This is a genomic window from Chryseobacterium sp. WX (assembly GCF_029542485.1).
Taxonomy (GTDB): domain Bacteria; phylum Bacteroidota; class Bacteroidia; order Flavobacteriales; family Weeksellaceae; genus Chryseobacterium; species Chryseobacterium cucumeris.
In genome coordinates this window covers 3,025,701-3,037,711 of record NZ_CP120710.1, presented here as the reverse complement: position 1 = coordinate 3,037,711, position 12,011 = coordinate 3,025,701, and the positions used below count along the sequence as shown (strand labels likewise).

Below are 12,011 nucleotides of genomic sequence, written 5' to 3'. Positions count from 1 at the left end.
ATACAAATTAATGGCAGTTAACGGCTCCGTTCGGATCTTTAATAATTGTCATGGCTTCTGCTTTCGGAGAAACATAGGGAATTCCGAGTTCAAGACCTCTCAGAATGAATAATCCTCCCAAAATAATCATAATCACAGGAACTGCTTTTAAAACTTTTACTCTGAAGGCCTGATTCATGAGATTTCCAGCCAGAACTATAGCGAACATGAACGGAAGGGTTCCCAAACCAAATAAAGCCATATATAAAGCTCCCTGCCATATCCCTCCTCCTGCGAGGCTGGCGGTAAGTGCCATATACACCATTCCACACGGTAAGAAGCCATTTAATACACCAGTCGTAAATCTTGAACGGTAATCTGCTTTCTGAAGTAATTTTCCCAAATTCATTTTTACGCTGTACAGAAACTTGGATAGGAAAGGAATTTTTGAAGCAAAATCTTTTCCACCAAATGAAAATACAGCCATAATGATCAGAAGAACTCCTGCCGTAATAGTGAGGTATTTCTGAAAGCCAGCCATTTCAAATCCTTGTCCGATAATTCCGAGAAGTGCACCCAATAAGGAGTAGGTGAAAATTCTTCCGAATTGATAAGTAAGGTTCTGAAGATAGAAATTAGCTGACTGTTTTTTGGTTAATCCCATCGATAAAGCAATAGGTCCGCACATTCCGATACAATGAAAACCGGAAGCAAAGCCTAAAGCAATAGCCGATACAATAAGTCCTATTTCCATATCACATCATAATCCATTCGGTAGTCTGTTTTATCTTTTGTCCAACTTAATCTTAATGTGTAGTTTCCTACTTTCAATACCTGTGCAGGAATTGTGAAAGACTGGCTGGCATCAAGCTGTACAGATTTTTTAATGTCTAAATTCTGGTCGTCGGTTCTGTTTAAAACAAATTTTACCGTAGTATTTGAGTTATTATATTCTTTAGGAAAAGTAATTTTAATTCCTTGAGTATCCTGGCTGTATACAGGTTTTTCCTGAAGATCATCTGCCTTTTTCTTAGCATCAATCACATCCTGGTACTTCAACTCTTCTTCGTAATAATTATCGGTTACCATTTCAGAATTCTTCTGCCCGTTCGGGAAAAGAAACATCATGGATAATATAAAAACTATGAATGCTAATAGTGCAATTACAACACCATGTCCCCAACTAAAGTTCTTCATCTTTTTCTAATTAAAATTGCAGTTTAAATGGTCCTTCAAAATAAGTCTGATAAGAGTCTATCAATTTACCTTTCATATCGTAAACACCGATAGTAATATTTTGTTTAGAGAGTTTCATATCATTTTCCGGGAAGCTGATGTTGATCGTTCCTTTGGAAATTTTATCTCTGTCTACCTGAATCTTACTTGATGCACTATACGTAATTTCACCATGTGCAGGATCTATTACTTTGATGGTAACGATTTTTTTCTCGTTCGTTTTATTAAGGAAGGTATAATTATAAGTGTTGGTAATTTTACCGTCTCTCACAAAGAATGTACTTCCCGCAGGTTTGATGAATTTAGCCTCCATCTCGCCACGGCTGTACAGAAGATATCCCAGGAATCCTACAAGAAATAACAGGAATATTGAAAACCCTTTCATTCTTCCTGTAAACTTGAACTGAGTTTCTTTTTCAATTTCGTTTTCAGAAGCATATCGGATCAATCCTTTTGGAAGGCCTACTTTTTCCATTACTTCATCACAGGCATCAATACATGCGGTACAGTTGATACATTCCAGCTGTTGTCCGTCTCTGATGTCAATTCCGGTAGGGCATACCACTACACACTGGTGGCAGTCGATACAATCTCCTTTTCCTGCAGCTTTACGATCTTCGCCCTTTCTCCATTTTGCTCTGTTTTCTCCTCTTTTGAAGTCATAGAAAACATTGATAGTGTCTTTATCGATCAATACGCCCTGAAGTCTTCCGTAAGGACAAACCAATGTACAAACCTGCTCTCTGAACCACGCAAATACAAAGTAAAATGCTGCGGTAAGAAGAATCATTACAATAAAATTGGTAGGGTGTGCAAATGGCCCTTCCCCAACAATTTTAAATACTTCCTCATATCCTACGATATACATGAACATAAAGTGAGTGATAATGAGTGAAATGATGACATAAATACTCCATTTCAAACTTCTTTTCCAGATCTTCTCACTGTTCCACTCCTGTCTGTCCAGCTTCATCTGCTTATTTCGGTCACCTTCAATCAGATATTCGATTTTACGGAATATCGATTCCATAAAAATTGTCTGAGGGCAGATCCACCCGCAGAAAATTCTTCCGAACGCAATCGTAAAAACAATAATAAAGATTAAAGAGGCAATAGCACCTAAAGTAAGGATAAAAAAGTCCTGTGGATAGAAAGGCTGTCCAAAAATGAAAAACTCCCTGTCTATTACATTAAACATCAGCAATGGGTTTCCATTGATTTTGATGAATGGTAATGTAAAATAAATAATTAATAGTAAATAGCTTACAATGTTTCTATAGTTGGTGTACTTTCCTTTAGGTTTTCTTGGAAAGACCCATTTTCTTTTTCCGGATTGCTCCATTGTCCCTATAGAATCTCTGTAAGTCTCAGGGTCCAGAACCTGTCCCTGTCCGCCGCGTACTTCTATATCTTCTATGTCTGACATATGTAATAGGTTTTAAAAAAGAAAAAACATAATTCGTTACTATTTTAATCTAATAACAAATTATGCTTTTTTCATATGTTTTCTAATTTTTTAAATTATTCTTTTTCCCAATGTGCTTCAGTTCCCTGAGGAGCTGCTCCTCCCTGAGCCGGAGTCACTGGTGGTTGTTCCTGGTTGATGTGATATACATACGCTGCAATCTTCTCAATTTCAGCCCCTGAAACTTCTCCGTTTTTACCGAAGGCTCTCATGGCAGGGTTAGTAGGAGAACCATTCCAGTCCATGTGGAATACGTTTTTGAATAACGTTTTCTCAGGCTGGTTGATCCAGTAGTTATCAGTAAGGTTTGGCCCGATACCTCCACTACCGTCTTCTTTGTGACAAGATGCACAGTTTGTTTTGAATAATTCTTTACCTTCTGCAATGTTATCAGCTGAATACTTAGCTGTTTCAATCGTTACAGGAGGCTGAGATTTCTGATATTCTTCAATACTTGCCAACTGCTCTTTATATTCTTTTTCATATTCGCTTAACGGGTGAGCGAAGTCTGTGAAAGAGTAAGCTGCAATATATACAATACAAAAAGCGGTCCCAAAATAGAATAAACCTACCCACCATTTCGGTAATTGGTTATCCAACTCCATGATTCCGTCGAAACCGTGGTCGATAAGGATATCCTTTTCTTCAGAAGCCGATTGCTTTTTGAAAGCACTTTGGTACAATCTTTTGAAATAAGGAACTTTCTTTTCAGCTAAATATGCTGCCTTTTCCTCAGGAGATAATTTCTTGAATTTGTTGTTCTCAATTAGGTCTCCGATAGCTCCATGAATGTAAGCCAGGATACCAGCGATCACAACAGTTCCCCAGAAGTAAGGTGAAGAAAGGAACGCGTAGCTCTGTACAAATAAATAATAAAAAACTATTAAAAGTCCGATTATTATTAAGATGTTTATAACAACAGGTGTTCTTTGTTTCATAAAAAATAGTTTAATTTTTTAAATTAAAATCGTCATCTTCATCATCCCCAAGAGGTGCCTCTTCTTCTTCTTTGTAATATTTTTTAGGTCTGCTAAAAACATAGATTACTAAAGCTATGAAGAACAGCATAAAGAAAATCAGAGCCAGTGTCTGGTAGAAGCCAGCATTTTCAGTATTGGATAATATATCTTTAAAGTTCTGAGGAATCATAGTATGAACTTTTTAATGTTTTTTAGTTATTACTTGCTGTTTTGATTTCAGTTGTTTTGATATCTGTACCTAATCTCTGAAGATAAGAAATAAGAGCTACAATTTCTTTTTTCTCTAGTTCTCCCTGAGGTCTCTTAGCATAAGCCTGCTTAAGGTCATTAGCTTCAGAGAAGATATCTTTCACAATTTTTGCTGATTGGTTGTTTGCCCATGTGTCTGCAGAATCAATTTCAGCCTTAGTATAAGGTACATCGAATACATTCTTCATCAGCTTCATCTTGTCTACCATCTTAGTTCTGTCTAAGTCAGTAGCAATTAACCAAGGGTAACGAGGCATGATAGAACCAGCAGAAGTAGATCTTGGGTTATACATGTGCTTGTAGTGCCAAGAACTTGGGTTTTTACCACCTTCTCTATGTAAATCCGGTCCTGTTCTCTTAGAACCCCATAGGAATGGTCTGTCGTATACGAATTCTCCAGCTTTGGAGTACTGTCCGTTTTTACCGTTGAATCTTGTAATCTCATCTCTGAACGGTCTGATCATCTGAGAGTGACAAGCGTTACATCCTTCACGGATATAAATATCTCTACCTTCAAGTTCCAGCGGTGAATAAGGTTTTACCGCAGAAATCGTAGGAACACTTTTCTTAAGAGATAGTGTTGGAATAATTTCAATTGAACTACCGATTGATATCGTGATGAAAGACAGGATACCTAATAATACCGGAGTTCTTTCCAGCCAAAGGTGAGTACCTTCTCCTTCTTTTCTGTTTTTGCTGATGTTTGCCAACGCTGGAGCTTCAGCAGGAACTTCTTTTTGGAATGATCCTTTTCTTACTGTAGCAATTACGTTTACAATCATCAGGATAGATCCTGAGATATAGAATAGACCTCCTACAAATCTCATTTTGAAGTAAGGAATAATTGCCGTTACCGTATCCAGCCAGTTTTTCCATAATAAGGTTCCATCCGGGTTGAACTGCTTCCACATTAATCCTTGTGTAAATCCTGAAATATACATTGGAACTGCATAGAAGATAATTCCTAAAGTACCTAACCAGAAATGCCAGTTAGCTAATTTTACAGACCAAAGTTTTGTTCTCCACATGATTGGTACCAGGTAATAGATAACCCCGAATGCCATGAAACCATTCCATCCAAGAGCTCCTAAGTGAACGTGACCGATAACCCAGTCTGTAAAGTGACCAATTTTGTTGATGTTTTTAGTTGCCAAAAGCGGTCCTTCAAACGTTGCCATACCATAACAGGTAACAGCTACTACGAAGAACTTAAGGATAGGATTTTCTCTTACTTTATCCCAAGCTCCTCTCAGCGTAAGAAGACCATTTAACATACCTCCCCAGGATGGTGCAATAAGCATGATAGAGAAACCTGTTCCTACCGCCTGAGCCCAAGCCGGAAGAGCTGTATACTGAAGGTGGTGAGGACCAGCCCAGATATATACGAAAATTAATGACCAGAAGTGAATAATAGACAGTTTATAAGAGAATACCGGTCTGTCTGCAGCCTTCGGAAGGAAGTAATACATTAAACCAAGAACCGGAGTCGTCAATACGAATGCAACCGCATTGTGTCCATACCACCACTGTACAATAGCATCTTTTACCCCTGCATATGCTGAATAAGATTTCCAGCCTGTGAAAGATAAAGGTACTTCAAGGTTGTTGAAGATGTGAAGCATTGCTACTGCAATCCAGGTACCGATGTAGAACCAGATGGCTACATAAAGGTGTCTCACTCTTCTCTTAGAAATAGTCAGGAACATATTGATACCAAAAATGATCCATGAGAATGCGATCAATATGTCGATCGGCCACTCGTGTTCAGCATATTCTTTAGAGGTATTAATCCCCATAAAGAATGTAACGAACGTAGCAACGATCATAAACTGCCAGGTCCAGAAATGTAACCAAGACAATGTGTCACTGTACATTCTTGTTTTTAATAATCTCTGTAATGAGTAATAAATACCCGTGTAAACAATGTTACAAACGAATGCAAAGATTACGGTATTGGTGTGCAGCATTCTGATTCTACCAAAACCAAATGCACCATGAGTGTTTATTAACCCTTCAATATTACCAGATGCCAAACTTTTAATGGTTGTGTCATCCGTCCCGAAAAAGAATTCAGGTAATTCAGGGTAGAAAAGCATTAATGCCGCCGTAAGCCCGAACGTAAATCCAATGAGACCGAAAACTAAGGTCGCATAAAGGAACGCACGGACAATACTATTGTCATAACTAAACTTCTGTGTTTCCATATCAACTATTCACTATTTTTCTCAATTTTTATTATTTTCTCCTATTTCTTTATCGTCTTTATTTTTGTTGCCGGTTTCATCTTTTTCTTCGACTTTTTCGTCATCAAAAAGGATTCTGACAGCCGGAGATTCATCATCTTCAAACTGTCCTTTTCGGGCATACACTATAAATACGACCAAGAAAATCGCAGCCAAAGAAACACTGCAGAGGATCATTAAATATAGAATATCCATTGGACAACAAAATTAACCTATTTTCGGGGTTCAAATTTAGTGAAAAATAATGACATTCATCACGAAATGCCGATTTCAGCTAATTTAAAATCAGTCTAAATAAGGGCTTTTACGCCTGTTTTTTGAAATATTTACGACCTAAAATCCAGGTTGAAAGTGTAGTAAAGGTAACCACTGTAATCGAACTGATTGGCATGATGATTGCAGCGAAAAGCGGATGCATATGCCCTGTAACAGCGTAACTTAAACCAACAATATTGTACAGAAAACTGATTATAAATGTCATTTTCACAATGGTGATAGAACCCTTACAAACGTTCAGGTAATTGTCCAGAGTAACTACTTTATCTCCATTCATAATGACATCGGAAGACGGAGTAAAACTGTTCGTATCATCAGCAATGGCGATTCCTACATTACTTTGTTTTAAGGCTCCTGCATCATTAAGCCCGTCTCCAAGCATTGCCACTTTTAAGTGCTGATCCTGAAGGGATTTGATGTAATTTAGTTTGTCTTCCGGGCTTTGATTAAAGGCCATTCCTTTGTAATTCGGAATAAGCTCTTTAAGCTGGTTTTCTTCTGAGGAGTTGTCTCCACTCAGGATGAATATTTTGTAATTGGTAAGTTTTGTGAAAAGTTCTTTCAGCTTCGGACGATATTCATTTTTGAAGATGAATTTACCTAAATATTCTCCATTTTTGCTGATGTAAACTGCTGTTTCAAGGTTTTTAGGCTCCTGGTTGTTGTAGCGGGCAGAACCAATTTTATACAGATTTCCTCTTACACAGGCTTCATATCCTTTTCCAGAGATTTCAACGAAATTTTCTACCGGGAAATACTCATCGTTCACCTCAATGAATTCGTACAATGATTTTGAAAGTGGGTGATTGGAGTTCTTTAATAACGTTTTAATGTTCAGTGAATCAAATTCGTTGATCTCAGATCCTTCGTATTTGATATTTGATTTCTTTCTGTGTGTAATGGTTCCTGTTTTGTCAAAAACAATCGTATCAAGTTTCGCGATTTTTTCAATCGTTAAAGTATCTTTTACGTAAAACTTATTTCGGCCTAAAATTCTCATAATGTGACCGAAAGTGAACGGAGCAGACAAGGCAAGTGCACAAGGACATGCAATAATCAGAATCGCAGAAATAACCTGAAACATAATTTTTAAATCAATAAAATACCAATAAGTTCCTGCGACTAAAGCAATACCTAAAATAATGAATGTGAAATATTTGCTGACGTTATTCGTAAGAGTATCGAGACCTGTTTCGTGTTTTTTAAATGCCTCTTTATTCCAAAGCTGAGTTAAATAACTTTGATCTACGTTTTTAATCACTTCGAGCTCTAAAGATGATCCTATCTGCTTACCTCCGGCAAAAATCTTATCTCCAGGCTGTTTGCTGATACTTTCACTTTCTCCGGTAATGAAACTGTTGTCGATATTACCTTCTCCGTTGATCAGAATAGCATCTACCGGAATGATTTCCTGATTCCTAACCAGAATTCTATCACCCACTTTTATTTCAGATAGTAAAATATTATCCTGTTTACCTTCGAAATCTACCTTGGTTACAGCAATCGGGTAGAAGGATTTGTAATCTCTGTCATAGGATAGTGCACTGTACGTCCTTTTCTGGAAAATTTTCCCGAGAAGCATAAAGAATAAAAGTCCACAAAGAGTGTCAAAATATCCTGGACCATAATCTGTTACCACTTCATAGATACTTCTTCCGTACAGAACAAAAATTCCTAAGACAATCGGAACGTCAATATTGACAATCTTATTTTTTAAACCGTACCATGCGGATTTATAATAGTCTGAAGCTGAATAAAATACAACAGGTGTTGCCAGCAGGAATATCAAAGTTCTGAATAAACCTCTGTAATGTTCCATCCAATAATCTTCCCCTCCAATATATTCCGGAAAGGCAAGGAACATTCCGTTACCAAAAGCAAAGGCAGCAATGGCAAATTTTACTAATAAAGATTTGTCAAGATGATCTTCATTTTTATCAGCGGTTTCAAGGCTGATTACCGGTTTGTATCCTAGATTGGTTAAGAATTTAGCGAGTTCGCTTAATTTCAGATCGTTATGGTTGAATGAAATCTGCAAAGTCTTCCTTGTGAAGTTTACCTGCGAATATTTAATGTGCTTATTTAATGTATGAAGGCTTTCCAATAGCCAGATACAGGAAGAACAGTGAATAACGGGGATTTTGAAAGTAACAAGACTGGTGCTTCCTTCAGAGAAATCAGTAACTTTCTCAAAAATTTCTGGCGTGTCTAAGTAATCAAATTGAGAAGAATTTTCATCATTCGGACGAATTCCTGCTCCTTTATTAAGCTCATAGAAATTGCCTAAATGATTTAAATTTAGAATCTCGTAAACAGACTTACATCCGTTACAACAGAAAGTCTTTTCATCAAATAAAATTCTCTCTTTTTCTATACCTTGACCACAATGAAAACAGTTCTCGCTCACCCCATAAAATATTGAACTACAAAATTATAACAAATTTTTTTGTTTATCGCGTTAAAAAGTTCTATTTTTGTGATAAATATCATATAAAATGCCGCAGGAACAACAGATAGCAATTGAAGAGAGGTTCGCCAGAGTTTTTAATGATAAATCATTTAAAGAAAGACTTTCTAGCGCAGATTTTGAAAAATACATTAATGGCAAAAAGAAACTGAGTTTTCAGAAACATGATACTATTTTCGAGGATGGTGAAACTCCAAAAGGAGTGTTTGTCCTTGAAAAAGGTGCTGCCAAACTTTCGAAATCTGGAGCGTTCGGTAAAGATCAGATTTTAAGATTTATCAAAGAAGGAGATATCATCGGCTATCGTTCTTTGCTTTGCGGGGAAAATTTCCAGGCCAAAGCAGAAGCAATGACAGATATTGAATGTGTGTTTTTACCTGCAGATATTTTCATGTATCTTTTGGAGGTAGACCCACAATTGTCTTTTGTAATGCTTCAGAAAATCTCATACGAACTAGGAGAATCTTCCAATACCATTACTTTCCTTGCACAAAAAACGGTAAGAGAAAGACTGGCAGAAATTCTTTTGCTGCTGGAACAGAAACTGGGAGTAGATCCTGAAGGCTTTATCAAGATCTCATTAACGAGAGAAGAGATTGCTAATATCATCGGTACTGCTACAGAAAGTGCCATCCGCCTGATCTCGGAATTCAAACAGGATAGCCTGATTGAAGTGGACGGAAGAAATATCAAGATCTTAAATCACGACAAACTCATGAAACTCGGTCACGTAGTTTTATAATCATACAAAAACTTAAGTCGGCTCAAGGCCGACTTTTTAACTTTTAAAAATAGATAAATTATGTCTGTTCACTCTGAAATTAAAAAAGTTACAACTGAAACCTTGCGTAAAATGAAATTCGACAAGGAGAAAATAACAATGCTTACAGCCTATGATTTTACCACGGCAAAGATGGTAGACGCAGGAGGAGTAGATGCTATTTTGATTGGAGACTCTGCAGCGAATGTAATGGCTGGTTTCGAAACTACATTACCCATTACGCTGGATCAAATGATTTATCATGCTCAAAGTGTGGTAAGAGGAACCGACAGAGCTTTGGTGGTAGCGGATTTACCTTTTGGAACTTATCAGAGTAATCCTGAAAAAGCACTGGAGTCTGCGGTAAGAATGATGAAGGAAGGAGGGGCGCATGCTGTAAAAATTGAAGGTGGAAAAGAAATTTCCAAGTCTATCAAAAAAATTATCAATGCCGGAATTCCTGTAATGGGACATTTGGGATTAACGCCACAGTCCATTTATAAATTCGGAACGTATAAAGTAAGAGCTAAAGAAGAAGCAGAAGCTGAAAAACTGATTGCTGATGCTCAGCTTTTGGAAGAACTTGGCTGTTTTTCTATTGTGTTGGAAAAAATTCCTGCGGATTTAGCCAAGAAAGTAACTGAAAGTATTTCTATTCCTACCATCGGAATCGGTGCTGGCGCAGATTGTGACGGACAGGTTTTGGTGTATCATGATATGGTGGGAATGAACAAAGGTTTCAGCCCGAAATTCTTAAGAAGATACCTTGACCTTTACACAGAAATTACAGGAGCCGTTTCTCAATATGTGAAAGATGTGAAAAATGTAGAATTTCCAAACGAAAACGAAAGTTATTAATCCATGCAGAACCAACAATCTATTCAGGGAATATTATCTATTGCAGCTTTGATTTGTCTGGCCGTGGGATGGTTTAATTTATTTTCCCCGGAAATTAATCATTTGCTTTCAAGAAAAGTATTTTATGTTCTGATTGGAGCAAGCTTTTTTATTCAGGCTCCATTGCTTACCAATAAGAATTTTGTTTATGCCATGTATGCTGCAGCGGCTATCTGTGTATTCGGAGCGTTTATTCCGGAAGGCTCAAAACTTTCAGCTGTTAAAACAGTAGGCCTTCTGGCAGGGATTATCCTGTCTTTATCCAACAGAAGAAGATAGACGGAACAAGTATGAAGGAGCAGATTATATATGAAGACAACCATCTTCTGGTGATTAATAAAAAGGTGGGTCAGCTTGTACAAGGCGATAAGACCGGCGATGAATCACTATTAGAATCCATCAAGAACTTTATAAAAATAAGAGATGCTAAGCCGGGAAATGTTTTTCTCGGCTTGGTTCATCGTATAGACCGCCCAACTTCAGGACTGGTGATCTATGCAAAAACTTCCAAAGCACTTTCTCGTCTTACGCAGATGGTGAAAAACCGTGAAGTGAAAAAAACATATTGGGCAGTTGTAGGAAAAGAAATGATCCCGCAAAGCCAGAGACTGGTGCATTATTTAAAGAAAAATGAAAAAAATAATAAGGCTATTGTCTTTCCGAAAGCTACTGAAGGGGTGAAAGAAGCTATTCTTACCTATCATGTGATCAAAACACTGGATAATTATCTCCTTCTTGAAATTGATCTTGAAACCGGAAGGCATCATCAGATCAGAGCACAGCTGTCCAAGACCGGAGTTCCGATTAAGGGTGATCTGAAATACGGAGCACCACGTTCCAATCCTGATGGAGGAATCAATCTTCACGCCAGAAAGCTGGAGTTTATTCATCCTGTTACCAAAGAAAATATTGAAATAACAGCTCCCGTGCCGCAGAATGATGCGATCTGGAGAGCTTGTGAGGAATAACTAAAGATTTTTAGTTAATTAAAGGCAAACATAAAAGTCCGTCTCAATTTTGAGATGGACTTTTTCTATATTATCATTTCAGATTTTGCGCATTCTAAAAAAATGTCTAACTTCGTTCCCAACTTTAGGGGTGTCTGTTACCAACAGACTGAGACTTTACCCTTTGAACCTGATCTGGATCATACCAGCGTAGGGAAAAGTAGATGACTTTTGCTGTACATTCTATTGTACAATAATGGCCATTCCTAAAGTATATTTAATTTATTAGGAATGGAACTTATAATCAACCACACCCGAAAAACATTTGATGTACTTCCTGCAAACCTGGAAGCATTACTGACTATTGAGTTACCCGGAAAGAAAAAAGGTATTGCTGTAGCGCTCAACAACCGAATTATTCCGCTGTCAGTCTGGGCGGAAACCATGCTAAACAATAACGATTCAGTGTTAATCATTACTGCCACTCAGGGCGGTTAATTCTCATATTTAAT

13 protein-coding genes and 1 riboswitch are annotated in these 12,011 nt (G+C 37.4%); of the genes, 5 read left to right on the top strand and 8 right to left on the bottom strand.

Translation table 11 applies throughout. The features are described 5' to 3' along the window. Positions 1-7 precede the first annotated feature (7 nt). From PZ898_RS13640 to PZ898_RS13605, 8 genes are all read right to left on the bottom strand, one after another. The gene (locus tag PZ898_RS13640) at positions 8-733 is read right to left on the bottom strand and encodes a sulfite exporter TauE/SafE family protein (RefSeq protein ID WP_120233248.1); all 726 of its coding nucleotides are present in this window, start codon (positions 731-733) and stop codon (positions 8-10) included. Then, the gene (locus tag PZ898_RS13635) at positions 724-1,176 is read right to left on the bottom strand and encodes a FixH family protein (protein WP_034692611.1); all 453 of its coding nucleotides are present in this window, start codon (positions 1,174-1,176) and stop codon (positions 724-726) included. Before PZ898_RS13635 ends, PZ898_RS13640 begins: the two co-directional genes overlap by 10 nt. Before the next feature lie 10 nt (positions 1,177-1,186). Further along, entirely contained in the window at positions 1,187-2,641 is a 1,455-nt protein-coding gene (gene ccoG, locus PZ898_RS13630; RefSeq protein ID WP_062676012.1) for a cytochrome c oxidase accessory protein CcoG, read from the bottom strand. A 95-nt stretch (positions 2,642-2,736) separates the two neighbouring features. Next, positions 2,737-3,618 (bottom strand): cbb3-type cytochrome c oxidase N-terminal domain-containing protein, encoded by an 882-nt coding sequence (locus PZ898_RS13625; RefSeq protein WP_062676011.1) that lies wholly within the window; start codon positions 3,616-3,618, stop codon positions 2,737-2,739. Between the two features lie 10 nt (positions 3,619-3,628). Then, positions 3,629-3,829: a cbb3-type cytochrome c oxidase subunit 3 gene (locus tag PZ898_RS13620; protein WP_002983870.1), complete on the bottom strand. Its 201-nt coding sequence runs from the start codon at positions 3,827-3,829 to the stop codon at positions 3,629-3,631. Between the two features lie 22 nt (positions 3,830-3,851). Beyond that, positions 3,852-6,113: a cytochrome-c oxidase, cbb3-type subunit I gene (ccoN, locus tag PZ898_RS13615; protein ID WP_062676010.1), complete on the bottom strand. Its 2,262-nt coding sequence runs from the start codon at positions 6,111-6,113 to the stop codon at positions 3,852-3,854. A gap of 21 nt (positions 6,114-6,134) precedes the next feature. Continuing rightward, on the bottom strand, positions 6,135-6,347 hold the full coding sequence (gene ccoS, locus PZ898_RS13610) for a cbb3-type cytochrome oxidase assembly protein CcoS (protein WP_062676009.1): 213 nt from the start codon (positions 6,345-6,347) through the stop codon (positions 6,135-6,137). Between the two features lie 109 nt (positions 6,348-6,456). Further along, on the bottom strand, positions 6,457-8,835 hold the full coding sequence (locus tag PZ898_RS13605; RefSeq protein WP_277693558.1) for a heavy metal translocating P-type ATPase metal-binding domain-containing protein: 2,379 nt from the start codon (positions 8,833-8,835) through the stop codon (positions 6,457-6,459). A gap of 88 nt (positions 8,836-8,923) precedes the next feature. Here PZ898_RS13605 and PZ898_RS13600 point away from each other — a divergent pair, with 88 nt between their 5' ends. The 5 genes from PZ898_RS13600 to thiS all read left to right on the top strand — a co-directional run bounded on the left by PZ898_RS13600 (position 8,924) and on the right by thiS (position 11,997). Next, the gene (locus PZ898_RS13600; RefSeq protein ID WP_034692595.1) at positions 8,924-9,637 is read left to right on the top strand and encodes a Crp/Fnr family transcriptional regulator; all 714 of its coding nucleotides are present in this window, start codon (positions 8,924-8,926) and stop codon (positions 9,635-9,637) included. A gap of 60 nt (positions 9,638-9,697) precedes the next feature. After that, a complete protein-coding gene (gene panB, locus PZ898_RS13595; protein WP_110009902.1) occupies positions 9,698-10,513 on the top strand; it encodes a 3-methyl-2-oxobutanoate hydroxymethyltransferase in 816 nt (271 codons plus the stop codon). A gap of 3 nt (positions 10,514-10,516) precedes the next feature. After that, a complete protein-coding gene (locus PZ898_RS13590) occupies positions 10,517-10,831 on the top strand; it encodes a hypothetical protein (protein WP_047377337.1) in 315 nt (104 codons plus the stop codon). An 11-nt stretch (positions 10,832-10,842) separates the two neighbouring features. Then, positions 10,843-11,520 (top strand): RluA family pseudouridine synthase, encoded by a 678-nt coding sequence (locus tag PZ898_RS13585; RefSeq protein WP_277693557.1) that lies wholly within the window; start codon positions 10,843-10,845, stop codon positions 11,518-11,520. Between the two features lie 116 nt (positions 11,521-11,636). Continuing rightward, positions 11,637-11,733, top strand: a riboswitch (TPP riboswitch). A 57-nt stretch (positions 11,734-11,790) separates the two neighbouring features. Then, positions 11,791-11,997 carry a sulfur carrier protein ThiS gene (thiS, locus tag PZ898_RS13580; RefSeq protein WP_062676006.1) on the top strand — a complete coding sequence of 69 codons (207 nt, stop codon included), beginning with the start codon at positions 11,791-11,793 and terminating at the stop codon, positions 11,995-11,997. Positions 11,998-12,011: the final 14 nt, after the last annotated feature.

Bases quoted from the DNA above. Each gene is read 5' to 3' on its own strand.
- thiS (WP_062676006.1), top strand. From the start codon at position 11,791: ATGGAACTTATAATCAACCACACCCGAAAAACATTTGATGTACTTCCT.
- PZ898_RS13640 (WP_120233248.1), bottom strand. From the start codon at position 733: ATGGAAATAGGACTTATTGTATCGGCTATTGCTTTAGGCTTTGCTTCC.
- PZ898_RS13635 (WP_034692611.1), bottom strand. From the start codon at position 1,176: ATGAAGAACTTTAGTTGGGGACATGGTGTTGTAATTGCACTATTAGCA.
- panB (WP_110009902.1), top strand. From the start codon at position 9,698: ATGTCTGTTCACTCTGAAATTAAAAAAGTTACAACTGAAACCTTGCGT.
- PZ898_RS13600 (WP_034692595.1), top strand. From the start codon at position 8,924: ATGCCGCAGGAACAACAGATAGCAATTGAAGAGAGGTTCGCCAGAGTT.
- PZ898_RS13625 (WP_062676011.1), bottom strand. From the start codon at position 3,618: ATGAAACAAAGAACACCTGTTGTTATAAACATCTTAATAATAATCGGA.
- PZ898_RS13585 (WP_277693557.1), top strand. From the start codon at position 10,843: ATGAAGGAGCAGATTATATATGAAGACAACCATCTTCTGGTGATTAAT.
- ccoS (WP_062676009.1), bottom strand. From the start codon at position 6,347: ATGGATATTCTATATTTAATGATCCTCTGCAGTGTTTCTTTGGCTGCG.
- PZ898_RS13590 (WP_047377337.1), top strand. From the start codon at position 10,517: ATGCAGAACCAACAATCTATTCAGGGAATATTATCTATTGCAGCTTTG.
- PZ898_RS13620 (WP_002983870.1), bottom strand. From the start codon at position 3,829: ATGATTCCTCAGAACTTTAAAGATATATTATCCAATACTGAAAATGCT.
- ccoN (WP_062676010.1), bottom strand. From the start codon at position 6,113: ATGGAAACACAGAAGTTTAGTTATGACAATAGTATTGTCCGTGCGTTC.
- ccoG (WP_062676012.1), bottom strand. From the start codon at position 2,641: ATGTCAGACATAGAAGATATAGAAGTACGCGGCGGACAGGGACAGGTT.